Genomic DNA, 24570 nt, shown 5'->3' with positions numbered 1-24570 from the left:
CCCTTATTTTTTCCAACAATAATTGTAAAAGTGTTAATTACTCAGTTGATTCTTCAGGTTCATTTTTTTCAATACTAACGTTTAATTGATCGGAAGATTGCTCATCTTCTTCTAAATCACGCATGTCGATCTCTGTTTCATCATCAGTTAACATCTTAACGTCCATGCCGAGACTTTGGAGCTCTTTAATCAGTACGCGGAACGACTCTGGAACACCAGGTTCAGGTAAATTCTCACCTTTAACAATGGCTTCATAAGTCTTCACACGACCAACTACGTCGTCAGATTTAACTGTTAATAGCTCTTGTAACGTATAAGCGGCACCATATGCTTCAAGAGCCCATACTTCCATTTCACCGAAACGCTGACCACCGAATTGAGCTTTACCACCCAACGGTTGTTGTGTAACAAGTGAATATGGTCCAGTTGAACGAGCGTGTAACTTATCGTCTACCATGTGCTCAAGTTTGATCATGTACATAACACCAACTGATACACGGTTATCGAATGCGTCACCTGTACGTCCATCGTAAAGTACTGTTTTTCCGTCTCGCGGTAAGCCAGCCTCTTCAATTGTTTCCCAAACATCTTCTTCATTTGCACCGTCAAATACAGGTGTAGCTACTTTAATACCTAATTCACGTGCAGCCATACCTAAGTGTAATTCTAGTACCTGACCAATGTTCATACGAGACGGTACACCTAACGGGTTAAGCATAACGTCTACAGGTGTTCCATCTGGTAAGAATGGCATATCTTCTTCAGGTAAAATACGTGAAATAACACCTTTGTTACCGTGACGACCTGCCATCTTGTCACCTTCAGAAATACGACGCTTTTGCACGATATAAACACGGACTAGTTTGTTAACACCTGGAGATAACTCGTCGCCATCTACACGGTTGAACACTTTCACATCGTGAACGATACCGCCACCACCATGTGGTACACGCAATGAAGTATCTCTTACTTCACGAGCTTTTTCACCGAAGATTGCATGTAATAGGCGTTCTTCTGCAGAAAGCTCCGTCATACCCTTAGGCGTAACTTTACCAACTAAAATGTCACCGTCAGTTACTTCTGCACCTACACGAATAATTCCGTTTTCATCTAGGTTTTTTAGCGCGTCCTCACCAACGTTTGGAATGTCACGCGTAATTTCTTCTGGTCCTAACTTTGTATCTCTAGCTTCTGATTCAAATTCTTCAATATGAATAGAAGTGAATACGTCATCTTTTACAAGGCGGTCACTCATGATGACAGCGTCCTCGTAGTTGTAACCATCCCATGTCATGAAAGCGACTAATGCATTTCGACCTAATGCTAGTTCACCATTATCCATTGATGGTCCGTCAGCAATAACCTCACCTTTCTTCAGGCGGTCGCCTTTAGATATGATCGGCTTTTGGTTATAACAAGAACCTTGGTTTGAACGGATGAATTTCTGGAAGCGATAGCGATCTAAGTCACCTTCTACTTCTTTACCGTCTACTACTTCAATTCTTCTAACATGAACTTCTTTTGCTTCTACTTTTTCAACAATACCTTCATGTTGACATACGATTGCTGCACCAGAGTCCTTACCTGATACATATTCCATGCCAGTACCGACAGTTGGTGCTTCTGGCTCAATTAAAGGCACCGCCTGACGCTGCATGTTCGCACCCATAAGTGCACGGTTAGAGTCATCGTTCTCTAAGAATGGGATACATGCTGTCGCAGCTGATACAACTTGCTTCGGTGATACGTCCATGTAATCAATTTGATCACGGGAAACGACGGTGTTTTCACCACGGAAACGAGCAATAACTTCTTCTTCAGCAAACGTACCATCTTCGTTTAACTGTGCGTTAGCCTGAGCAACGATATAGTTATCCTCTTCATCTGCTGTTAAGTAATCTGTCTGTTCAGTTACTTGACCTGTTTCATGATCCACTTTACGATATGGCGTCTCAATGAAACCAAACGGATTTACTTTCGCATAAGATGAAAGTGAGTTAATTAAACCGATGTTTGGTCCTTCTGGTGTTTCGATCGGACACATACGACCATAGTGGGAATAGTGTACGTCACGCACTTCCATACCAGCACGTTCACGCGTTAAACCACCAGGTCCTAATGCAGATAGACGACGCTTGTGCGTCAACTCTGCTAACGGGTTTGTTTGATACATAAACTGCGATAATTGCGAGCTACCAAAGAACTCTTTAATTGATGCAATAACCGGTCTAATATTAATTAATTGTTGCGGTGTGATTGACTCAGTGTCTTGAATTGACATGCGTTCACGAATCACACGCTCCATACGGGATAAACCGATACGGAATTGGTTTTGTAATAGTTCACCAACTGAACGTAGACGACGATTACCTAAGTGGTCAATGTCATCTGTATTTCCGACAGTGTGTAAAATGTTAAAGAAGTAACTAATTGATGCGATAATGTCAGCATAAGTAATATGCTTAACTTCTTCATCAACATTACCGTTACCAATAACATTTAACGTCTTTTCACCATCAGGGTCAGTAGGGTCTACAATTTTAACTGATTGGATTTTTACAGGGTCATCTAAAACGCCGTCTTGAGGCTCAATAATCTTTTCGCCCACAGCATCTTGTTCTTGCTCTAAGTAAGGTATTAACTTATCTAACAAGCGACGGTTTAGTTTATCGCCTTTACGAGCGATTACCTCTCCTGTTTCTTCATCTGCAATCGTTTCTGCTAACGTTTGGTTAAACAGACGATCTTTAATATGAAGCTTTTTATTCATTTTATAACGACCTACACGAGCAAGGTCATAACGCTTCGGATCAAAGAAGCGTGAATATAATAAGCTTTTGGCGTTCTCGGCCGTAGGTGGCTCACCAGGGCGCAAGCGCTCATAAATTTCGATTAACGCTTTTTCGCTATCCTCAGTGTTGTCTTTCTCCAAGGAATTACGTATATACTCATTGTCGCCTAATAGGTCTATAATTTCATCATCTGAACTAAAACCTAATGCACGCAACAACACCGTAATCGGTAATTTACGAGTACGGTCAATTCTTACATGTACGACGTCTTTAGCATCCGTTTCGAACTCTAACCAAGCACCACGACTTGGAATTACAGTTGATGTGAAACCATGCTTTCCGTTCTTATCGATCTTTTCATTAAAATAAACACTTGGAGAACGAACAAGTTGTGATACGATTACACGTTCGGCACCATTAATAATGAAAGTACCTGTATCTGTCATCAACGGGAAGTCACCCATGAAGACTTCTTGCTCTTTCACTTCTCCTGTTTCCTTGTTTAGAAGACGAACTTTAACACGTAGAGGTGCATTATGCGTCACGTCACGTTCCTTCGCTTCATCCACAGGATATTTAGGTTCTCCTAATGAATAGTCTACGAATTCTAAAGAAAGATTCCCTGTGAAATCTTCTACTGGAGAAATGTCAGCAAACATCTCTCTTAAACCTTCATCTAAGAACCATTGATAAGATGCAGTTTGAATTTCGATTAAATTCGGTAATTCCTGCACTTCGCTAATTCGAGCGTAACTTCTACGCTGGCGGTGTCGACCATATTGAACTAGTTGACCTGTCAACTGCTTCACCCCTCAAACAACCAAATATTTATATAAAGAAAACTTAGATTATCACCAGCTACTTATGATGAAAGCCTAAGTTACCCTTATGGAGTACTGAAAGAGATCTAACTCTCTCAACTACTAAAAACGGTTCGACACAAAGGCATGCCGAACTTGCTTGATCCACAACGTTTCACAAGCTTATATAGAACATCTGCCTCACTGACAAATGTAATATCAAACTATAAATCAAAGGATATACAATTTATTGAAAAGATGATAAACTATATATCTATAAATACCCAATGTTTACATTATTGGTTTAAAAACAACAAGATATACGTTTTAAAACTTTCTAAAAAAAGAACTTGACAACAAAACGTATCTATTGGCATTTTTTAATATTATCACACAGAAAATAGCTAGTCAATTTTTTTGGATCTCAATACATAGTATCCTTTATCACGTTTAATGACTTCTGCATTTCCAAAAACTTCTTCCATCTTCTTCTTCAAGGAAGGCGCTCCTTGTTTCTTTTGTGCAACGAGCCAAAAGTCTCCACCTTTTTGGAGCTTTACGCGACTTCCTTCGATCATGTTAATTACAACATCCTTACCAGCTCGAAACGGAGGATTAGTCACAATAGATGCTAAACCTTCTTGTTTAACTCCAGAAAATCCGTCACTCACATAGGCGAATGCGTTTTTAACTTTATTCATAGCGATGTTTTGATTCGATAAATGAACCGCTCGTTCATTTATATCAACCATGACTACTTTTCGATTTTCGAAACGTTTAGCTAACACAATTCCAATCGGACCGTAACCACACCCAACATCTAAAAGGTCACCATCAATCTCCGGTGGATCAAAATGCTCTAATAACACACGTGTACCATAATCAATTTGCTTTTTCGAAAACACACCGTCATCTGTTTGGAAATTCAAGTTGTAAGAATTAATTGTAGTCTGAAAATGAAATGGATTACTTTCTTTTTGAGGATTATTAGTATAATAGTGATCACTCATGAGCATTCACCTTCTTGAAGAAAAGTCTAATCAGATAAGACATTTACATTTGATTTTGTAAATATTCTTACAATAAACATAAGCTCGCTGAAAAGATCAGCGAGCTTATTTAACTTATTCATAAACTTATTTTAATTCGATTTTCGCGCCAGTTTCTTCTAGCTGTTCTTTCATTTGGTCAGCTTCTTCTTTAGCAACGCCTTCTTTGATTGTTCCAGGAGCGTTGTCAACTAGCTCTTTTGCATCTTTTAAGCCTAGGCCAGTGATTTCGCGAACTGCTTTAACAACCTTGATCTTAGAAGCACCTGCGTCTTCTAATACAACGTCAAATTCTGTTTGCTCTTCCTCAGCTTCAGCACCTGCTGCTGCACCTGCTGCTGCTACTGGAGCTGCTGCAGAAACACCAAACTCCTCTTCGATTGCTTTAACTAATTCATTTAATTCTAAAACTGACATTTCTTTAACCGCGTCAATGATTTGCTCTTTAGTCATGATTAAGTTCCTCCTTAAGTTTTTTTATTTATTAATCTCGACTAGGCTGCTATATTAAGCGCCTTCTTCTTCGTCCTTCTGGTCCGCAATTGCTTGTGTAGCATATGCGAAGTTACGAACTGGAGCTTGTAATACGCTAAGTAGCATAGATACAAGACCTTCGTGTGATGGTAGCTCAGAAAGTTCTTTCAACTGATCAACAGTTGCAATTTGACCTTCGATTACGCCACCTTTAATTTCAAGTGCTTCGTTTTCTTTAGCGAATTGTCCAAGCACTTTCGCTGGCGCCACTGCATCATCTTCACAGAATGCGATTGCAGTTGGACCAACTAACGCATCGTTTAACTCTTCAAAACCAACTTGCTCAACAGCACGGCGTGTCATTGTGTTTTTGTATACACGGAAATCTACACCTGCTTCACGTAGTTGTTGGCGAAGTTCGCCTACTTGATCAACGTTTAGGCCACGGTAATCAACAAGTACGGATGTTTTACTGTTTTGAAAACCTTCAGCGATCATCTCAACTTGTTGCTTTTTGTGTTCTAGTACTTGACCTTTGCTCATCGTTCCACCCCCTAGTTATTTATCATCATACCGATTAGGTGTTTTCGCCCTACAAAAAATGCCTCCATGTAGACATGGAGGCATGGTTAGACATAATTGCACAATCCGAACTTGTACAAAATATACGTTAACACACCTCGGCAGGAATATTTAAGCGGAATCCGCTCCTACTGTCTACGGTATAATTATCATTAAGTTTTACAACAAAACTATTATAAAACATAAACAATACTAAAGTCAATTATTTTTTAGCGTAACTTGAAACATCAACACGGATTCCAGGACCCATAGTAGATGAGACAGAAGCGTTACGCATATAAGTGCCTTTAGATGTTTGTGGTTTTGCTTTTACTAAAGTTTCTGTAATAGCTACGTAGTTTTCAACTAACTTTTGGTCATCGAAAGAAACTTTACCGATTGGCACATGAATGTTACCTGCTTTATCAACACGGTACTCAACTTTACCAGCCTTAATTTCTTGAACAGCTTTTTCGATTTCAAAAGTTACAGTTCCTGTTTTAGGGTTAGGCATTAAGCCTTTAGGCCCTAATACACGACCTAGTTTACCAACTTCAGCCATCATGTCAGGCGTTGCTACAACTACGTCGAACTCGAACCAACCTTTGTTGATTTGATCAATGTATTCTTGATCGCCTACGTAATCTGCACCTGCAGCTTCAGCTTCTTTAGCTTTATCGCCTTTAGCAATTACTAAAACGCGTTGTGTTTTACCAGTACCATGTGGTAAAACCATCGCTCCACGAATTTGTTGGTCAGCTTTCTTAGGGTCAACCCCTAGACGGAAAGCCGCTTCAACTGTTTCATCAAAATTAGCAACTGTAGTCTTTTTCACTAACTCAATTGCTTCGTTAACATCATATGCTTGCGTACGATCAACAAGCTTTAAAGCCTCTTGATACTTTTTACCTCTTTTAGCCATTTTAACTTCCTCCTCAATGTGGTTTTAACGGTTGAACCTCCCACTAAAGTCAACTCGTTCATGACGAGCCTTTAGGCGAAGACAGTGTGTGTATTGGCTTTTACACCTCACTGAACGTCTTATCGCTTTTAGGCGTAATAAAGGTTGCGAAAATACATTCGCAACCCAATTTCGCATCAATGAACTGACTAGGTATTAGTCTTCTACAGTAATACCCATGCTACGTGCAGTACCTTCAACCATGCGTACTGCCGCATCAACGTCAGCAGCGTTTAAATCAGGCATTTTTGTTTCCGCGATCTCACGTACTTGATCACTCTTAACAGTAGCCACCTTGTTACGGTTAGGCTCACCAGAACCTGATTCGATACCAGCTGCTTTTTTCAGAAGAACTGCAGCCGGTGGCGTTTTGGTTACGAATGTAAATGAACGGTCTTCATAAACCGAAATTTCAACCGGAATAATCATACCAGCTTGATCTTGTGTTTGTGCGTTAAATTCCTTACAGAATCCCATGATATTAATACCAGCTTGACCTAATGCAGGACCTACTGGCGGAGCAGGGTTAGCTTTACCTGCAGGAATTTGCAATTTCACAACGTTTACTACTTTTTTAGCCACGAGACACACCTCCTTAAAGTCCGTGATGTGGTAACTGGGGTCATGTGTGATGCCCCTCCCACTCATTATTTACAACAGCTTTTTTCAAGCCATACGAAACATAAAAATTTTAGCATCTTTCCTCAGAATATGCAAGTGATTGATTATAATTTTTCAATCTGGGTGAAATCAAGCTCTACTGGTGTTTCACGCCCGAACATATTAACATGCACTTTAATTTTTTGTTTGTCTAGATCAATATTTTCTATTGTTCCTGTAAAGTTAGCGAACGGTCCATCGACCACTTTAACCGTTTCCTTCAGTTCAAAATCAATTTCCTGAGCATTATCTTGAACGCCCATACGTTTCAAGATATAGGTCGCTTCTTCTGGTAGAAGTGGTGTTGGCTTAGACCCTGAACCAGTTGAACCAACAAATCCAGTTACTCCAGGCGTGTTACGAACAACAAACCAAGAGTCATCTGTCATCACCATTTCCGTTAATACATAGCCTGGAAACACTTTTTTCATTGATGTTTTCTTTTTACCATTCTTCACTTCTGTTTCTTCTTCTTCTGGCACGATCACGCGGAATATTTTATCTTCCATTCCCATCGATTCAATTCGCTTCTCTAAATTCAATCTAACTTTGTTCTCATAACCAGAGTACGTGTGTACAACATACCAATTTTTCTCCATTTAATATGGCTTTATGCCTTCCCTCCTATTACTTCCACTCTCATTTTTATATAAAAGGTCTTAAAACAAAACCATTTTTAAACCAATATAAAAAACCCGACCATGCGGGTTTTTCTTTTTAACATTATATCACATTATGATACTTTTCAATCGTCAAACTCTTAGAAAAGCTCTAAAATCTGTGTTATTCCTAAATCAACAATAGTGAAGTAAATAGTAACAAATATAACCGTCATAATAACAATGATTGTATATTTAGTTAACTCATTACCTTTAGGCCAACTAACCTTTCGCATCTCACGGCTGACATCTTTTAAGAAGCTAATCATGTTTTTCCCCCCTAACACCAATACCGACACTACTTCGTTTCACGGTGAAGCGTGTGCCGACCACACCTTTTACAAAACTTTTTAATCTCTATTCGTTCAGAGGTTTGAGCTGTTTTCTCTGTTGTATAGTTACGTTGATTACATTCTGTACATGCTAATGCGACCTTTTTACGCATAGTCCTACCTCTTCTTATCACCTATTTTATCACTTTTAATAATCTACCACGCTAGTATGATTATGTCAAATTAGGATAGAGGCTTATAATGAGATCTCTCCAACTGATAAATAACGCTCTAACTTCCTTTTTACTCGTTGTAAAGCATTATCGATTGATTTTACATGACGGTCCAATAACACTGAGATTTCCTGATATGTACGGCCGTCAAGATATAAGTGTAATACTTCTCGTTCTAGGTCACTTAACAATTCTCTCATTTTGATTTCCATGTCACCGTATTTCTCTCGGTTAATGAGCAATTGTTCAGGGTCGGACATTTCATCTTCTGCGATAATATCGATTAATGTACGGTCAGAATCTTCCTCATAGACTGGCTTGTCCAATGATACGTAGGAGTTTAAAGGAATGTGCTTCTGCCTCGTCGCTGTTTTAATCGCTGTTATGATTTGGCGTGTTACACAAAGCTCAGCGAACATCTTAAATGAAGATTGCTTGTCATTTTGAAAATCCCTTATCGCTTTATATAACCCGATCATTCCTTCTTGTACAATATCTTCACGATCCGCCCCAATTAAGAAGTACGTTCTCGCCTTCGCTCTAACAAAACTTCTGTACTTATTAATTAGGTACTCTAAAGCTTGTACTTCGCCTTCTTGAACAAACTCAACTACCCTTTCATCTTCGTACTGAGAATAATTAGGATGGTTCTTCGTTTCTTGTTTGTTACTCACACAGATTCCTCCCGTAATGAACCAGACCTATCGTACATCAGCAAGTCATGAGGTTAAACGCCCCTCATAATTCTATTAAAACTGAGGTCTTATATTACTAATAGTGTAAATATAAGGTTATTATACAGGAGTTGCGAATTTTCAGTCAACTAAATCTCGCTATTTATTGCCTCTTCGCCAATTTTCGAAGGTTTTCAACACGTCTTCACTTAATGGGATTTTTGCTTTCGGTTGAAATTCTGCTTGTTTTTCAAGGTCTTTTTTTATATCGACATCAATTGCTTGAATTTCGATTAACAATTCTCGCGCTGACTTTCTTAATGCTCCGCGGGAAAAGATTGTCCACTGTTCAGCATAGTCGGATGTAGCGACATACACCTTTGTTTTCACATTCATAATTTCTTTTACAAGCTTTTCGATCTTCTCATCTGCTGTTTCTTTCTCTTTCGTGTAGATCACTTCAACTTGTAATTGATCATAATGGCGCTCGACATCTCTTACAGTGTAAGCATCGAACACGACAACAACTCGATGACCAATATACGCTTGATACTCAGCAAGCATTTCTATTAAACGATTTCTTGCCGCTTCAAGGTCATGATCACGCAATCTTTTTAATTCAGGCCAGTCACCGATCATGTTGTAACCATCCACAACTAGTACAATCATAGTGGTTACTCCCCTATCGGATAACGTTTGCGGTATACTTCATACATAAGAATTCCTGCTGAAACAGAAGCATTTAAAGATGTTACTTCACCTTTCATCGGCATATGGACAAGCCAATCGCAATTTTTGGCAACGAGACGACTTATGCCGCTACCTTCACTACCAATCACTAATGCAATTGGCATATCATATTCAGACTGTCGATAATCTTGCTTACCTTTCGCATCCGTTCCTACAATCCACACTCCACGTGCTTTAAGTTCTTCTATCGTTTGGTTCATATTCGTAACTCTTACGGCAGGAATATGTTCAATAGCACCTGTCGAGGCTTTTGCTACTGTTTGTGTTAGTTGTACAGAACGGTGCTTCGGAATAATGATACCATGTGCACCAACAGCATCAGCTGTTCGCATAATAGAACCAAGGTTGTGTGGGTCTTCTAATTCATCTAATAAAAGAAAGAAAGGAGCTTCTTGTCTTTTTTCAGCTATATGAAATAGATCATCCAACGAAGCATAGTCATAAGCCGCTACAGAGGCTGCTACACCTTGGTGGTGTTCTCCTATTGAGTCTAGCTTTTGCTTAGGCACTTTTTGTACGTATACACCTTGTTGTTTGGCAATGTTAAAAATTTGCTTTTGCACTTGGGGTTTCATCGACTCCAGCACAAGCACTCTATTAACCGAACGTCCTGACTTCAACGTTTCTATAACAGGGTTTTTACCAGTAATCCATTCTTCACTCACAACTCTCATCTCCTTTCTTCAATATCCATAATTGCTTGAAATACAAGGTGATCTAACCGTTCAAACTCTTCGTTAAAATACAAATATCCCATCAATGCTTCAAACGCAGTGCTGTATCGATACGTTTGTGGGTCTGTGTTTTTAGGGACATTAGACTTGGCGTTTCGACCTCTTCGAACTATCGTTTCTTCTTGTTCGGTTAACATGCCATCTTCTATCCAACGAAGTAGCACATATGACTGTGCCTTTGCTGATACAAAAGACACAGCCAACGTGTGCAATGCTTGCGGCTTTACTTCGCCTTTTTGAATAATATATTCTCGTACATATTTTTCATATACGACATCTCCCATGTAAGCTAGCGTCAAACTCTTCATAAGATGCGGTTTTAAATCTTGACTCATTGCCTTTTCCATCTCGTTCCTTGAGGTGTATCCTCTAAAATAATTCCTCTATTCGCCAAGTCGTCGCGAATTTCGTCAGCTCGACTAAAGTTACGGTCTTTTCTCGCTTGTATACGCTCTTCTATTAAAGCTTCAATATCTTCATCTAACAGCTCTTCGGTTGCTAATTCAAACCCTAATACAGACGTTAGTTCGTCAAAAGTACTCATAAAATAATCAATTACTTCTGTTGATGTCTGCTTTTGGTCAATGTAAATGTTAGCTTCTTTAGCAAGCTCAAACAGTACAGAGATAGCATTAGCTGTATTGAAGTCATCATTCATTTCACGTTTAAATGTTTCGACATGTTGGTTAATTTTTTCTTTCCATTGCTCTGTATCATTAGTTAGGTTCATGCTCGCTTCACGACGGTGTTGTAAGTTGTCATATGCCGTCTTAATACGTTCGTAGCTATTTTTCGCACTCGCTAGTAATTCACCATTGAAGTTAATAGGGTTGCGGTAATGAACACTTAACATGAAGAAGCGAACGACGTTAGGATTATGGTTACGAACTAGGTCATGGACTAAAATAAAGTTACCTAGTGACTTTGACATTTTTTCGTTATCGATTTGGATATAACCGTTGTGTAACCAATAATTCGCAAACGTTTGATCATTCATGCACTCAGATTGGGCAATTTCGTTTTCATGATGTGGGAAAGATAAGTCTTGACCACCAGCGTGAATATCAATTGTTTCACCTAAATATTTTTTCGCCATAGCCGAGCACTCAATATGCCAGCCCGGACGACCTCTTCCCCAAGGACTATCCCAAGCAATCTCGTCCTCTTTCGCTTGCTTCCACAGTGCAAAGTCTAATGGGTCATTTTTCTTTTCTCCCACTTGAATACGTGCACCAGAACGCAAGTCATCGATTGATTGATGCGATAATTTTCCGTACTCATCGAACGCACGTGTTTTAAAATAAACATCGCCATCCGCTTCATAGGCATACCCTTTATCAATTAATCCTTCAATAAATTGCAGGATCTCATCCATCGTTTCAGTTACTCTCGGGTGATGAACCGCTTCTTTTACATGAAGAGCACCAACATCTTCTTTATACGCATTAATAAAACGGTCAGCAATCTCGGGCACTTCTTCTCCCATTTCTTCTGCTGCTTTAATTAACTTATCGTCGACATCTGTGAAATTCAATACGTATTCAACATCATAACCGACATACTCAAAGTAACGGCGAATCGTATCAAAGACAATAGCTGGTCTGGCGTTACCTACGTGAATGTAGTTATATACTGTTGGACCGCAGACGTACATCTTCACTTTTCCTTCTTCAATTGGTTTAAACGTTTCTTTTGAGCGTGTTAAAGAGTTATATAATTTAACTGTCATGACGGTCAGCTCCTTTCAATTCCTTAACTTCAGCTTGTAGTTCGGCAATTTTTTGTTCTAACAGATCACACTTCTCTGAAACAGGATCAGGTAGTTTATGGTGGTCTAAGTTCTTTTTCACTTTAACTCCATTTTTAACGACGATGTTACCAGGTATTCCAACAACCGTTGAATATTTCGGAACATCCTTTAAGACGACAGAACCTGCTCCGATTTTGGAATGTTCATCAATCGTAATTGAACCTAACACTTTCGCACCTGTTGCGACTAAAACATTATCCTTTAATGTCGGGTGACGTTTTCCGCCTTCTTTTCCTGTTCCACCTAGCGTCACACCTTGATAAATAGTGACATTATCACCGATCTCACAAGTTTCACCGACTACAACCCCCATACCGTGGTCGATGAAGAATCGACGACCTATTTGTGCACCTGGGTGAATTTCAATACCTGTGAAAAATCGGCTAATTTGGGAAATCGCCCGGGCAATAAAGAACATTTTACGTTTATGGAATCCATGAGCAACACGGTGTGACCAAACCGCATGAACTCCAGCATATGTTAAGATGACCTCGATTCTACTTCTTGCAGCAGGGTCTTGGTCAAATACAACATCGACATCATCTTTAAGCAATTTGAAAAACTTGAACATACAATCCCTCCTTTGTTTATGTTTTTCTACGATGCAAAGCCATGAAGTTGGAGGCGACTTATGAATATAAGTGAATGACAATATAAAAGCGCCTCTGTCTATATGGAATAGACAGAGACGCTTAATTAACGCGGTTCCACTCTGTTTAGAGGTATCCCTCTCAACTTTCGAAGTGTTTAACGGTACTTAACCGCTTCACTCTACTTCAATTCAAGTGAAGGCTCTGAGGTGCATTTCAAACGTCAAACTAAAAGCTACTCTCAGCGAATGTAGCCTTCTCTGTATTTAGCTTGATCCGTTTTACTTCTCCTCATCAACGCTTTGTATATTATATTAACGACTTTGAAACATGTTATGCCGAATAGTTTAATTTATTAATTAATTGTTCCAGACGATGTAAAACAGTTTCTTTACCTAATAAAGTAATGGCATTAGGCAACTCTGGCCCGTGTGTTTGCGCAGTTGTTGCGACACGAATTGGCATAAAAAGTTTCTTACCTTTATTACCTGTTGCTTTTTGTGTAGCTTTCGTTGCAGCTTTTACATCATCAGGAGTTAGTTCATCTAATTGCTCTAACTCTGACTTAAAGTGTTCAAGCATACTAGGAACATGCTCTTGATTTAACACATCCATACACTCTTCATTATAGTTGATTTCTTTACGGAAAAACAACTCAGTCAACTCAACAATTTCCGCACCGTAATTTAATTGGTTATGGTAAAGAGAAATTAACTCTTCTACCCACTGACGAGTTGACTCATTCATACCTTCATCAACTTTGCCCGCTTCAATTAAATGTGGGAGCGTTAAGTCAACAACGCGTTCTAATGAACTTTCTTTAATGTACTGGTTGTTCATCCACTTTAATTTATGTGGGTCGAACACAGCTGGAGAAGTCGATAACCGTTCAGGGTCAAAGATCTCCGTTAACTGCTCTCTTGTAAATAGCTCTTCTTCCCCTTGAGGAGACCAACCTAATAACGTAATAAAGTTAAATAACGCTTCAGGTAAATAACCTAAGTCTGCGTACTGTTCAATAAACTGAATAATGCTTTCATCACGCTTACTTAACTTTTTACGTTCTTCATTTACGATTAACGTCATATGAGCAAACGTTGGAACTTCCCAACCGAAAGCACGATAAACCATCATCTGTTTAGGCGTGTTTGAAATGTGATCTTCACCACGTAAAACGTGAGTAATCTTCATTAAGTAATCGTCAATCGCACACGCAAAGTTATAAGTTGGTGTTCCGTCTTTTTTCATAATAACCCAATCACCAAAATCACTTGATTCAAACGTGATCTTTTCTTTTACGATATCTTTAAACGCATATGTTTCGTTTGCTGGAACACGAATACGAAGGCTTGGTTGACGACCTTCTGCTTCATACTGTTCAATTTGCTCTTGCGTCAAATCGCGATGAGCACCTGAATACATTGGCACTTTACCTTGAGCACGTTGTTCTTCGCGTTCTTGCTCAAGTTCATCTTCTGTCATATAGCATTTGTAAGCTAGACCTTTTTCTAATAGTTCATCGGCATACTTTTTATAAATATGCAGACGGTCCATTTGACGATATGGTGCATAATCGCCACCTAAATCAACACTCTCGTCCCAGTCGATCCCTAACCATTTTAAGTATTTTAATTGACCAATGTCTCCACCTTCAACATTTCGTTTTTGGTCTGTATCTTCAATACGGATGACAAATTCGCCACCAGTACTTCTTGCAAATAAATAATTAAATAAAGCCGTCCTTGCGTTTCCGATATGCAAATGCCCAGTCGGACTAGGGGCATAACGTACTCTTACTTTTTCCGTCATGAGTCGTTCTCCTTTCTATATCTACCTATCAATATTGTACAAAACTTAAGCTCTTTGTTGTAATAAAATGACCGCTTGTGATGCAATTCCTTCTTTACGTCCTGTGAAGCCTAACTTCTCAGTCGTTGTCGCCTTAACATTGACTTGGTTTAGGTCAGCTTGTAACAGGTTAGCAATTGTACTTCTCATCTCTTCTATATATGGGGCCATCTTCGGAGCTTGTGCCATAATGGTACAGTCTACATTAACTAACGTGTAGCCTGACTGTTCAACTTTATCCCAAACCTCTTGTAATAACTCTTTAGAGTCCAACCCTTCGTATTGTGGGTCAGTGTCTGGAAAATGCTTTCCGATATCACCCTCACCGATCGCTCCTAATGCAGCATCAGCAATTGTATGTAATAAAACATCGGCGTCTGAATGGCCTAACAAGCCTTTTTCATAAGGAATTGTTACACCACCGATGATACACGGCCTTCCCTCTACTAATTGGTGAACATCAAAACCTTGTCCTATTCGAAACAATGAAGGGTCCTCCTTATAGTTTCCTTGACTATTTATTTTTAGCATATTTTCTGCCTTTTGTATATCTTCTGGTGTCGTCAATTTAAAATTATGATAGCTTCCTTCAACGACAGCGGCATTTTTATTAATCAACTCTAAAAGTGCCACATCATCAGTTGCTATCATTTCCTTTGTTGCTGCGTAATCATGTGCTTCTGTTAGCCATTTATAAGTAAAAGCTTGTGGTGTTTGAGCTTGGTAAAGTTTACTTCGGTCTAACGTCTTCACTTCATGGCCTTCAACTTGTTTAATAGTATCTGTCACACGTGTTGCTAAAAATGCAGCTCCATGTGAAACCGTCGCTTCATACAACTTATGTAATTCACCTTCTGAAACAAATGGTCTTGCACCATCATGAACAAAAGTGACGAGATCCTGACTCAATGTGTCGACGGCATTTTTTACACTGTGCTGCCTTTCAAGTCCACCATTTACGAACTTAACAACTTTAGAAAAACCGTACTCTGTCACAACATCCTTCATAACGTTATGTTCATCTGGATGAACAACGAGGTAAATTGCTGAACACCATGGGTCACCTTCGAACACTTGAAGGGTATGTGCAATTAATGGACGATCCCCTAGAGCGATCAACTGTTTATTATGACCGACGCCCATTCGCTTCCCCTGACCAGCTGCTAATACAATCGCTTGATAGTTCTCCATATATATTCCCTTTCTTCTTGCAAAACTTTCTTAATGTACCACCTATTTTACACTAATTTAACAATATAAACACATAATCTCGGCTTCAAATATAAATAAGAAAGGACTGACAAGACCATTTAAAAGTTGAATGGCGTCAGCCCTTTAAAAGTATATTATTGCGCTTTTTCCATCGCTTTCGGTTTGGCGAAAATCATACGCCCCGCTGATGTTTGCAATACACTCGTTACAATAACATCAAGTGCATCACCAATGAACGACTTACCATCTTCAACGACAATCATCGTTCCGTCGTCTAAGTAAGCAACACCTTGCTTATCTTCTTTACCAGCTTTTATGACATGAACATTCATTTCTTCACCTGGTAAAACAACTGGCTTTACTGCATTTGCTAAATCATTAATGTTCAATACGGTTACATTCTGAAACTCAGAAACTTTGTTTAAGTTAAAATCATTGGTTACTAGTACACCGTCTAACAGTTTCGTTAACTTCACTAACTTACTATCCACTTCTTGAATTTCTTCAAAGTCACCTTCATAGATCTGAACATCAACAGGCACTTCTTTTTGCAATCGATTGAGTATATCTAGTCCTCTGCGACCTCTATTACGTTTAAGCACATCTGATGAATCTGCAATATGTTGTAATTCTTCTAATACAAAATGCGGAATGATGATTGAGCCTTCTAAAAAGTGGGTTTCACAAATATCTGCAATTCTACCATCAATGATAACACTAGTATCTAATATCTTCGGTCGTACGCTTCCATCTTCTGAAGCATCACCCATCATTGCAGCTTCTTTCTCTTTATTACGACCTTTTGTAATAAGGCCAATAAACTCATTTCGTCGTTTAAAACCGACTTGAAACCCTAAGTAACCTAAAATAACTGTTACGAAGATCGGTAAAATCTCTGAAACAAGCGGAATACCAAACCCTTGTAAATAAATATTAACTAAAAATGCGGTAACTAACCCGACAATGAGTCCCAAACTTCCAAACAATAAATCTCCAACTGGTGCTTTAACAAGTTTTTCTTCAATAATTTTAAGAAAATCAACAACATAATCAACAACCCAAAACGTTAGTATAAATAATATGATTGCACCTAACACTAATCCCATGTACGGAATAAGCCAACTTGGCTCTTCAAAACCTGCTAAAGACGCTAGATCGGGAAAATATACATACCCTATCGTACCACCAGCTACTACTATAAATAGCTGAATAATTCTTTTTAACACGCTATGCACCTCCTGTTTACTAGTTTCGCCAAAAAAAGCGGTGAGCATAAGTCAATTAGCGATTTTAACTATAATTGTAAATTATACCATGCTCACCGAAAATACGTCAAAATAAAATAGCAATTATTATATCACTTCTCAAGATTGTATGTCAATTGTGTTACAAATATTTTTGTTTTGTAACACTATTCACCTAAACCTTCTTTCAATGCTTCCTGAACAGAATCAACACCGACTAATTCAACACCATCTGGCGCTGTAAAACTACCAAGATTTTTTCGTGGTAAAATGATTCGTTTAAATCCTAACTTTGATGCCTCTTGAACGCGTTGTTCTATTCGTGCTACTCTTCTTACTTCTCCTGTTAACCCTACCTCACCGATAAACACATCATCAGGTCTAGTCGGGTGATCACGGAAGCTTGAAGCAACACTAATTGCAACAGCTAAGTCAATGGCAGGTTCATCTAACTTAACTCCTCCTGCTACTTTTACATATGCGTCTTGGTTTTGTAATAGAAGCCCTGCTCTTTTTTCTAACACTGCCATAAGTAAAGGAACTCGGTTATGATCTAGCCCTGTAGCCATTCTTCTTGAATGTCCGAACTGTGTCGGTGAAATTAACGCTTGAATTTCAACTAACATCGGTCTAGTACCTTCTAAAGATGCAACAACCGTTGAGCCTGCAACACCTTGTGAACGTTCTTCTAGAAAGATTTCTGATGGGTTATTAACCTCAACTAAGCCTTCTTCTTTCATTTCAAAGATACCCATTTCATGCGTACTACCAAAACGGTTTTTAACACTTCTTAAAATTCTAAATGTATGATGACGTTCCCCTTCAAAATATAAAACGGTATCCACCATATGTTCTAACAATCTAGGGCCAGCAATAGCACCTTCTTTAGTCACATGTCCAACTATAAATATCGGAATTCCTTTTGACTTAGCCACTTTCATAAGCGCGCTTGTACATTCTCTTACTTGCGAAACAGAACCTGGCGCTGACGTTACAGCATCATGATATACTGTTTGGATCGAGTCAATGACGACAAATGAAGGGTTCATTTCATCAATTGCATCAATCACATACTCTAAATTCGTCTCTGCCATAATAAATAAGTCATTTTCACTAACCTCAAGCCGCTCTGCTCTAAGCTTTGTTTGCTTTTCCGATTCTTCACCTGATATGTATAAAACATTCATATTTAAGTTAGCCACTTGAGAAGATAGTTGTAGAAGTAAAGTTGACTTACCGATTCCTGGGTCGCCACCAATTAACACGAGTGACCCTGGAACAATCCCGCCACCTAATACACGGTTTAATTCTTCCATGTTTGTCGTTACACGTGATTCTTCTTTTGATGAAACTTCCTTAAGTGATTGTGGCTTTTTACGTTTTCTCGTTTGGTTACTTCCCACTTCATGTCGCTCAGATTTCTTAGAAACTTTTTCTTCTACTAATGTATTCCATTGATGACATGCTGGACACTTTCCCATCCATTTTGGTGATTCGTAACCACATTCTTGGCAGAAAAATATTACTTTAGCTTTAGCCATGATGGTTGTCTCCCTTTCTAAATACAAATTAATGGTTGATTAAACATTCACAATATGGAAAACAGCCGGATTAGTTAGGTCAATCCGGCTGTTTAACACTATGACTGTTTGCTTGTTTCTTTTTCTAGAGGTTTTGTAGATTCAATGTAAAACTCACCTTCATCGTTAACATCAATTCTAACTTCTTGACCTGTACTAATTGTACCACTTAGTAGTTCTTCAGATAAGAAGTCTTCTACGTTCTTTTGGATTGAACGGCGTAGTGGTCTTGCACCGTACTCTAAATCCATACCCTCATCTGCAATTTGTTTAATTGCTTTTTCGGTCAACGTAAAGTTAATGTCACTATCTGTTAAGCGGTCTTGTAGTTGCTTAACCATTAGTTGCACGATTTCTTGAATATGCTTCTCTTCAAGTGAATGGAAGACAATCGTTTCATCCACACGGTTTAAAAACTCTGGACGGAACGCTTTCTTCAATTCATCCATTACTTTAGATTTCATCTGTTTATGATCTTGTTGATTGTCATTTACGCTAAAGCCAACGTATTTTTGACGTTTTAACTCATGAGCACCAACGTTAGATGTCATAATTAATACCGTATTACGGAAGTCAACTACACGGCCTTTAGAGTCTGTTAAGCGACCATCTTCTAATACTTGTAGTAGGATATTAAACACTTCAGGGTGCGCCTTTTCAATCTCATCTAGTAAAATTACTGAGTATGGCTTTGTACGAACCTTCTCAGTTAATTGGCCACCTTCTTCATAACCGACATAGCCTGGAGGTGAACCTACTAAACGAGACGTCGCGTGTTTCTCCATATATTCAGACATGTCGATCCGAATCATTGCATCTTCATCTTCGAACATTGAAGAAGCTAGTGCTCTAGCAAGCTCAGTTTTACCAACACCTGTTGGCCCTAAGAAGATAAATGAACCTATCGGACGTTTCGGATCTTTTAACCCAGCACGTGCACGTCTAACTGCTTTTGAAACAGCCTTAACCGCTTCATCCTGACCGATGACACGACCGTGTAATGTTTCTTCTAAGTTAAGCAGCTTTTCTTTATCATCTTTAGCTAGTTTAGATACAGGTACTCCAGTCCAAGTTGAAACGACGTGTGCAATATCATCTAACGTCACTTCAGAACTTTCTTTCCCTTGTTTTTCTTTCCATTCATCTTTCGTCTTAGCAAGCTCATCTTTTAACTTTTGCTCTTTATCTCTTAATGACGCTGCTTTTTCAAATTCTTGGCTTTGAACAGCTGCATCTTTTTCTTTCTTCACTTCTTCTAGTTTTTGCTCTAGTTCTTTTAAGTTTGGTGGAGCTGTATAACTTCTTAACCTTACACGTGAAGCTGCCTCATCAATTAAATCAATCGCTTTATCTGGTAAGAAACGATCTGTAATATAACGGTCAGATAGGCGGACAGCACTTTCAATAGCATCATCTGAAATCGTTACACGGTGGTGTGCTTCATAACGATCTCTTAATCCTTCTAATATTTGTTGTGATTCTTCAGGAGTTGGTTCATCAACTTGAATTGGTTGGAAACGACGCTCAAGTGCTGCATCTTTTTCAATATACTTACGATACTCATCTAACGTCGTTGCACCGATACATTGTAAGTCACCACGTGCTAAGGCTGGTTTTAAAATGTTAGATGCATCAATAGCACCTTCTGCACCACCTGCACCAATTAATGTGTGCAACTCGTCGATGAATAGAATAATATTTCTAGCTTGGCGAATCTCTTCCATAACCTTTTTCAAACGGTCTTCAAACTCACCACGATATTTCGTACCTGCAACAACTGTACCCATATCAAGTGTCATAACGCGCTTGTCACGGAGGATCTCTGGTACTTCGTTATTTACAATTTGTTGGGCTAAACCTTCAGCAATTGCTGTCTTACCTACACCTGGTTCACCGATTAACACTGGGTTGTTTTTACGACGACGACTTAACACTTGAATTACACGTTCAATTTCTTTCCCACGGCCAATGACAGGGTCAATGCCACCTTCACGTGCAACTGTCGTTAAGTCTCGAGCCAATGAATCTAGCGTTGGTGTATTGGCACTGTTAGATTGCTTCTGTTGACGTTGGTTAGATGTTGATTCGTTACTACCTAGTAGTTGTAACACTTGTTGACGTGCTTTATTTAAGCTGACTCCTAAGTTGTTAAATACACGAGCGGCAACACCTTCACCTTCACGAATTAAACCTAACAAAATGTGCTCAGTTCCAACATACGAATGATTTAATTTACGCGCCTCATCCATAGATAGCTCAATGACTTTTTTCGCCCTTGGCGTATAATGGATCGTCTGTTGGTTACTTTGGCCTGTGCCTATTAACTGTTCAACTTCTTCTTGGATTTGTTCAGCTGTTACATTTAAAGATTTTAAAGCTTTAGCAGCGATCCCGTCGCCTTCTTTAATTAAACCTAATAAGATGTGTTCTGTACCTATATTATTATGCCCTAATCGAACGGCTTCTTCTTGAGATAACGCAAGAACCTTTTGTGCGCGTTCTGTAAATCGTCCAAACATCATATTTGATGACCTCCTTCTAATTCTTATACTGCTCTAATTGTAATCTTTCACGAATTAAGTTAGCTCTAAACCAGTCCCGTTCATTTGGGTGTAACGATTTCTTAGCGTAATGTTGTAAAAACCCTGGTTGAGTTAACACCATAAGCTCATTTAAGATATTTTTTGATACGTTTTTAATCAAACCAATATCAATACCTAAACGAACATCGGATAAACATTTTGCAGCTTCTTTAGATTCAATAATTCTACTATGAGCTAAAACTCCATATGAACGGAAGATTCGGTCTTCTAACTGTATACCCGATTGTTGCATAATCCATTCGCGTGCTTTTCGCTCACTTTCGATAACTTGCTTAACAACACTCTTTAAATCTTCAACGATATCCTCTTCTGACTTACCTAAAGTCATTTGGTTAGAAATTTGATACAGCTGACCTAAAGCCTCGCTCCCTTCACCATATATACCGCGAACGACTAACCCTAACTTGTTAATCTCAGGAACGATCTGGTTCATTTGATTAGTAATTGTTAATGCCGGTAAATGCATCATGATTGAAGCTCTAAGACCAGTACCAACATTAGTTGGGCAACTCGTTAAATACCCTTTATGCTCATCAAAAGCATAACGCGTGCGTTCCTCAAACCAGTCATCTAATTTTTGTGCTTGTTGTAAAGCTTCAGATAACTCAAAGCCTGGATAATAAAGTTGAATTCGCAGATGATCTTCTTCATTAACCATAATCGATGCTTGTTCATTCTCAGAAATAAGCACCGCGCCTGTCTCAGTGTTTTCTGCTAAGTTAGGACTTATGAGATGCTTTTCAACTAATACTCTCTTTTCTATAGGTTCTAACTCACCTATTTTGACAAGCTGAAACTGTTTAAATGACTCATAGCTTTGTTCGTTAAACTCTTGTTCAACGTGCTGTAACACCTTCTGTTGTGACTCTTGATCTTGACTTGTTGGAAAAGGTACTTGTTCTAAGTTACGCGCTAATCGTATACGTGTACTTAACACAATATCAGAATCATTACCTTCATTATTCATCCAAGGGCTGATTGCATCGTTAATAAAATCTTGTAATGACATTAAGCATCACCACCCTTATTTGACTCATCTATTTCTTGATTTAGCGTTCTAATCCGATCTCGTATATGAGCTGCTTCTTCAAAGTTCTCGTCTTCGATTAGTTGCTGTAACTCTTTCTTTAGTTGATCAATTTCTTTACGTTTATGAAGTTGACCACCGATTCGTTTTGGTATTTTACCAACATGTTCAGTATTACCACTATGAACACGTTTAAAAATTGGATTTAAATATGAATCAAACGTTTCATAACATTGACTACAGCCAAACTTACCTTTCCTTCTAAATTGGGCATAAGTTAAGCCACAACCTTCACATGTCATCACTTGATTCCGCTGTACTTGTTCTTTAGGTTGTTGGTTAACCGCCTGGTCGAAAGGAAACATGTTTGTAAGAAAATGATGAAGTGACAAACTTTCATTAGTAAAATTCATATAACCTTCTTCATGAGCACATTGTTCACACAAATGCACTTCTTTTTTTTGACCATTGACTACTTGAGTGTAATGAACTGCTGCCTCATGATCATGGCATTTTTGGCATTGCATCATAGACCCTCCAATCAACCATACATTTTTATCGTTGTTAGCAACTCTTTAAATATTTTAGAGCGAACTTGGTCGCGTTTTGGTAAAGGTATATCCAATATGTCACGATGTAAAACCTTGAACATAAGTCGCTTCTCTCGTTCTGTTATTAAGTTTTCCTCTTTTAAACGTTCTACTAAGTCAAATGCTGCTTGCTGAGGTAAGGGATGCTCAGCAACTAAATCCATCTCTTTAATTAACTCTTGATTAGATTTAGGTTTTAATCGGATAATTCTTATATATCCGCCACCACCACGTTTACTTTCAACTAAATAACCTTTTTCTAAAGTAAAACGGGTGTTAATAACATAATTAATTTGGGAAGGGACACACTCAAAACGGTCAGCAATTTCACTACGCTTTAGTTCAACGACATCACTATTACTCGATTCAATCACCTTTTTTAAGTAATTTTCAATAACGTCTGAAATATTTCTCACCGCTTACCCTCCTTCAAAACAGTTATAAAAAAGACAAAGATCAAAGAACAATTAGTTTGACTTTGACTATCTTTGACTATACTTTTATTATACCCACAATTTATTATGATGCAAACATTTTGATTTAAACTTATTAACATTAATTTAAGACAAAAACACCCCTCACATAATTATGCGTAAGGGGCGTCACTAGTTAATTTCGCTCAAATATATACGTTACATTTTCAATTTTGCTCACACGGTCTAAAAGGTCATTTTTATTGAAATTTTGGTTCTTTTCAAGTTCTATATAGACATTTCTTTGAAGTATATCTTCACTTTCAATTTCCATTCGCTTAATAAGAAGATCAAATTCATCAAATATATTAAGTACTTCACCTAAATGAACTTCTTGAGTCACTTGCAAATGCACCCAATTAGCCGTCTTCTGTTTAGTAAACAATTTTTCAAAGGAGTTCAGGAAGATTAAGCTTAACAGTACAACTGATGTTGCAAGTATAGCTAGCGCATACATGCCTGCACCAATTACTAGACCTAAACCGGCCACAGTCCAGATCGATGCTGCTGTTGTTAAACCTCTAATTGTCATACCATGAACTAAAATAGTTCCAGCACCTAAAAACCCAATTCCGCTTATAACATATGAGGGGATACGAGCTGGGTCGAAACGGATTGTATAATGATCAGTAATGTACGGCTGGAAACCGTAAACCGATAACAGCATCATGACACAAGCACCTACACCTACTAATATATGTGTTCTGAACCCTGCAGAGTGTTTCTTTAACTCACGTTCAAAACCAATCAACCCACACAATATAGTAGCTAATATAACGCGGTACACCATTACATCAAAATTCTCTCCCAAAAAAGCTGTCCAGTCGATCAACCCATCTCCCCCTTTCTGAACTTTTTTACTACATTTTACTTATATATGAAATTCTCTTCATTTATATTCAAGTTATTATTACAATCATATACAAAAAAAGCTAAGAAGACAATAACTTCTTAGCTTAAAAATCGCCCGGCGG

Annotated in this window: 24 protein-coding genes, 1 pseudogene and 2 other annotated features; all 25 genes and pseudogenes read right to left on the bottom strand. The window is 38.5% G+C overall.

Features of this window, described 5'->3' with window-relative positions; genetic code table 11:
* Positions 1–37: 37 nt before the first annotated feature.
* A complete protein-coding gene (rpoB, locus tag AHA02nite_RS13290; protein WP_146818129.1) occupies positions 38–3592 on the bottom strand; it encodes a DNA-directed RNA polymerase subunit beta in 3555 nt (1184 codons plus the stop codon).
* A gap of 404 nt (positions 3593–3996) precedes the next feature.
* Positions 3997–4602 carry a class I SAM-dependent methyltransferase gene (locus tag AHA02nite_RS13285; RefSeq protein WP_146818127.1) on the bottom strand — a complete coding sequence of 202 codons (606 nt, stop codon included), beginning with the start codon at positions 4600–4602 and terminating at the stop codon, positions 3997–3999.
* 126 nt (positions 4603–4728) lie between these two features.
* Positions 4729–5094 (bottom strand): 50S ribosomal protein L7/L12, encoded by a 366-nt coding sequence (gene rplL / locus AHA02nite_RS13280; protein WP_017185253.1) that lies wholly within the window; start codon positions 5092–5094, stop codon positions 4729–4731.
* Positions 5095–5148: 54 nt separating this feature from the next.
* Positions 5149–5658 carry a 50S ribosomal protein L10 gene (rplJ, locus tag AHA02nite_RS13275; RefSeq protein WP_146818125.1) on the bottom strand — a complete coding sequence of 170 codons (510 nt, stop codon included), beginning with the start codon at positions 5656–5658 and terminating at the stop codon, positions 5149–5151.
* A gap of 44 nt (positions 5659–5702) precedes the next feature.
* Positions 5703–5856 (bottom strand) — a sequence feature (ribosomal protein L10 leader region).
* 43 nt (positions 5857–5899) lie between these two features.
* Positions 5900–6598: a 50S ribosomal protein L1 gene (gene rplA, locus AHA02nite_RS13270; RefSeq protein ID WP_146818123.1), complete on the bottom strand. Its 699-nt coding sequence runs from the start codon at positions 6596–6598 to the stop codon at positions 5900–5902.
* Positions 6599–6793: 195 nt separating this feature from the next.
* Positions 6794–7219, bottom strand: coding sequence for a 50S ribosomal protein L11 (rplK, locus tag AHA02nite_RS13265; RefSeq protein ID WP_146818121.1), 426 nt, complete (start codon positions 7217–7219; stop codon positions 6794–6796).
* Between the two features lie 143 nt (positions 7220–7362).
* Entirely contained in the window at positions 7363–7896 is a 534-nt protein-coding gene (gene nusG, locus AHA02nite_RS13260) for a transcription termination/antitermination protein NusG (RefSeq protein WP_146818119.1), read from the bottom strand.
* Positions 7897–8057: 161 nt separating this feature from the next.
* Positions 8058–8225, bottom strand: a complete 168-nt coding sequence (secE, locus tag AHA02nite_RS13255) for a preprotein translocase subunit SecE (protein ID WP_017185258.1) — start codon at positions 8223–8225, stop codon at positions 8058–8060.
* A gap of 29 nt (positions 8226–8254) precedes the next feature.
* Positions 8255–8401 (bottom strand): 50S ribosomal protein L33, encoded by a 147-nt coding sequence (gene rpmG / locus AHA02nite_RS13250; protein ID WP_017185259.1) that lies wholly within the window; start codon positions 8399–8401, stop codon positions 8255–8257.
* 83 nt (positions 8402–8484) lie between these two features.
* Positions 8485–9135, bottom strand: coding sequence for an RNA polymerase sporulation sigma factor SigH (sigH, locus tag AHA02nite_RS13245; protein ID WP_146818117.1), 651 nt, complete (start codon positions 9133–9135; stop codon positions 8485–8487).
* 159 nt (positions 9136–9294) lie between these two features.
* Complete coding sequence (locus tag AHA02nite_RS13240) at positions 9295–9804, bottom strand: NYN domain-containing protein (RefSeq protein WP_146818115.1); 510 nt, start codon at positions 9802–9804, stop codon at positions 9295–9297.
* A gap of 5 nt (positions 9805–9809) precedes the next feature.
* On the bottom strand, positions 9810–10550 hold the full coding sequence (gene rlmB / locus AHA02nite_RS13235; protein ID WP_146818113.1) for a 23S rRNA (guanosine(2251)-2'-O)-methyltransferase RlmB: 741 nt from the start codon (positions 10548–10550) through the stop codon (positions 9810–9812).
* A gap of 5 nt (positions 10551–10555) precedes the next feature.
* Complete coding sequence (locus AHA02nite_RS13230) at positions 10556–10954, bottom strand: Mini-ribonuclease 3 (RefSeq protein ID WP_146818111.1); 399 nt, start codon at positions 10952–10954, stop codon at positions 10556–10558.
* Positions 10951–12348: a cysteine--tRNA ligase gene (cysS, locus tag AHA02nite_RS13225; RefSeq protein WP_146818110.1), complete on the bottom strand. Its 1398-nt coding sequence runs from the start codon at positions 12346–12348 to the stop codon at positions 10951–10953. Before cysS ends, AHA02nite_RS13230 begins: the two co-directional genes overlap by 4 nt.
* Complete coding sequence (cysE, locus tag AHA02nite_RS13220) at positions 12338–13000, bottom strand: serine O-acetyltransferase (protein ID WP_146818108.1); 663 nt, start codon at positions 12998–13000, stop codon at positions 12338–12340. The genes cysS and cysE overlap by 11 nt, the downstream gene beginning before the upstream one ends.
* A 110-nt stretch (positions 13001–13110) precedes the next feature.
* Positions 13111–13326 (bottom strand) — a binding site (T-box leader).
* Between the two features lie 26 nt (positions 13327–13352).
* Positions 13353–14828 carry a glutamate--tRNA ligase gene (gltX, locus tag AHA02nite_RS13215; RefSeq protein WP_146818106.1) on the bottom strand — a complete coding sequence of 492 codons (1476 nt, stop codon included), beginning with the start codon at positions 14826–14828 and terminating at the stop codon, positions 13353–13355.
* A gap of 45 nt (positions 14829–14873) precedes the next feature.
* A complete protein-coding gene (gene ispF, locus AHA02nite_RS15330) occupies positions 14874–15353 on the bottom strand; it encodes a 2-C-methyl-D-erythritol 2,4-cyclodiphosphate synthase (RefSeq protein WP_246118872.1) in 480 nt (159 codons plus the stop codon).
* A 48-nt stretch (positions 15354–15401) separates the two neighbouring features.
* Positions 15402–16058 (bottom strand): annotated as a pseudogene (ispD, locus tag AHA02nite_RS15325) (2-C-methyl-D-erythritol 4-phosphate cytidylyltransferase); the annotation flags it as partial.
* 155 nt (positions 16059–16213) lie between these two features.
* On the bottom strand, positions 16214–17305 hold the full coding sequence (locus AHA02nite_RS13205) for a PIN/TRAM domain-containing protein (RefSeq protein WP_146818102.1): 1092 nt from the start codon (positions 17303–17305) through the stop codon (positions 16214–16216).
* Between the two features lie 185 nt (positions 17306–17490).
* The gene (gene radA / locus AHA02nite_RS13200) at positions 17491–18864 is read right to left on the bottom strand and encodes a DNA repair protein RadA (RefSeq protein ID WP_146818100.1); all 1374 of its coding nucleotides are present in this window, start codon (positions 18862–18864) and stop codon (positions 17491–17493) included.
* A 98-nt stretch (positions 18865–18962) separates the two neighbouring features.
* Positions 18963–21425 (bottom strand): ATP-dependent protease ATP-binding subunit ClpC, encoded by a 2463-nt coding sequence (clpC, locus tag AHA02nite_RS13195; protein ID WP_146818098.1) that lies wholly within the window; start codon positions 21423–21425, stop codon positions 18963–18965.
* Positions 21426–21441: 16 nt separating this feature from the next.
* On the bottom strand, positions 21442–22515 hold the full coding sequence (locus AHA02nite_RS13190) for a protein arginine kinase (RefSeq protein ID WP_146818096.1): 1074 nt from the start codon (positions 22513–22515) through the stop codon (positions 21442–21444).
* Positions 22515–23060: a UvrB/UvrC motif-containing protein gene (locus AHA02nite_RS13185; RefSeq protein WP_146818094.1), complete on the bottom strand. Its 546-nt coding sequence runs from the start codon at positions 23058–23060 to the stop codon at positions 22515–22517. The genes AHA02nite_RS13190 and AHA02nite_RS13185 overlap by 1 nt, the downstream gene beginning before the upstream one ends.
* A gap of 14 nt (positions 23061–23074) precedes the next feature.
* On the bottom strand, positions 23075–23539 hold the full coding sequence (locus AHA02nite_RS13180) for a CtsR family transcriptional regulator (protein WP_146818092.1): 465 nt from the start codon (positions 23537–23539) through the stop codon (positions 23075–23077).
* A 193-nt stretch (positions 23540–23732) separates the two neighbouring features.
* On the bottom strand, positions 23733–24386 hold the full coding sequence (locus tag AHA02nite_RS13175) for an MgtC/SapB family protein (protein WP_170236110.1): 654 nt from the start codon (positions 24384–24386) through the stop codon (positions 23733–23735).
* Between the last annotated feature and the right edge of the window lie 184 nt (positions 24387–24570).

Origin of the sequence: Alkalibacillus haloalkaliphilus, from assembly GCF_007991275.1 — a bacterium.
Taxonomy (GTDB): Bacteria; Bacillota; Bacilli; order Bacillales; family Alkalibacillaceae; genus Alkalibacillus; species Alkalibacillus haloalkaliphilus.
This window is presented reverse-complemented; position numbering and strand designations above follow the sequence as displayed.

What these genes read in the sequence shown, in the direction of transcription:
- AHA02nite_RS13285 (WP_146818127.1), bottom strand. Translation starts at nt 4,602, where the DNA reads ATGAGTGATCACTATTATACTAATAATCCTCAAAAAGAAAGTAATCCA.
- rplL (WP_017185253.1), bottom strand. Translation starts at nt 5,094, where the DNA reads ATGACTAAAGAGCAAATCATTGACGCGGTTAAAGAAATGTCAGTTTTA.
- rplJ (WP_146818125.1), bottom strand. Translation starts at nt 5,658, where the DNA reads ATGAGCAAAGGTCAAGTACTAGAACACAAAAAGCAACAAGTTGAGATG.
- rplA (WP_146818123.1), bottom strand. Translation starts at nt 6,598, where the DNA reads ATGGCTAAAAGAGGTAAAAAGTATCAAGAGGCTTTAAAGCTTGTTGAT.
- nusG (WP_146818119.1), bottom strand. Translation starts at nt 7,896, where the DNA reads ATGGAGAAAAATTGGTATGTTGTACACACGTACTCTGGTTATGAGAAC.
- secE (WP_017185258.1), bottom strand. Translation starts at nt 8,225, where the DNA reads ATGATTAGCTTCTTAAAAGATGTCAGCCGTGAGATGCGAAAGGTTAGT.
- rpmG (WP_017185259.1), bottom strand. Translation starts at nt 8,401, where the DNA reads ATGCGTAAAAAGGTCGCATTAGCATGTACAGAATGTAATCAACGTAAC.
- AHA02nite_RS13240 (WP_146818115.1), bottom strand. Translation starts at nt 9,804, where the DNA reads ATGATTGTACTAGTTGTGGATGGTTACAACATGATCGGTGACTGGCCT.
- AHA02nite_RS13230 (WP_146818111.1), bottom strand. Translation starts at nt 10,954, where the DNA reads ATGAGTCAAGATTTAAAACCGCATCTTATGAAGAGTTTGACGCTAGCT.
- cysS (WP_146818110.1), bottom strand. Translation starts at nt 12,348, where the DNA reads ATGACAGTTAAATTATATAACTCTTTAACACGCTCAAAAGAAACGTTT.
- cysE (WP_146818108.1), bottom strand. Translation starts at nt 13,000, where the DNA reads ATGTTCAAGTTTTTCAAATTGCTTAAAGATGATGTCGATGTTGTATTT.
- gltX (WP_146818106.1), bottom strand. Translation starts at nt 14,828, where the DNA reads ATGACGGAAAAAGTAAGAGTACGTTATGCCCCTAGTCCGACTGGGCAT.
- radA (WP_146818100.1), bottom strand. Translation starts at nt 18,864, where the DNA reads ATGGCTAAAGCTAAAGTAATATTTTTCTGCCAAGAATGTGGTTACGAA.
- clpC (WP_146818098.1), bottom strand. Translation starts at nt 21,425, where the DNA reads ATGATGTTTGGACGATTTACAGAACGCGCACAAAAGGTTCTTGCGTTA.
- AHA02nite_RS13190 (WP_146818096.1), bottom strand. Translation starts at nt 22,515, where the DNA reads ATGTCATTACAAGATTTTATTAACGATGCAATCAGCCCTTGGATGAAT.
- AHA02nite_RS13185 (WP_146818094.1), bottom strand. Translation starts at nt 23,060, where the DNA reads ATGCAATGCCAAAAATGCCATGATCATGAGGCAGCAGTTCATTACACT.
- AHA02nite_RS13175 (WP_170236110.1), bottom strand. Translation starts at nt 24,386, where the DNA reads ATGGTGTACCGCGTTATATTAGCTACTATATTGTGTGGGTTGATTGGT.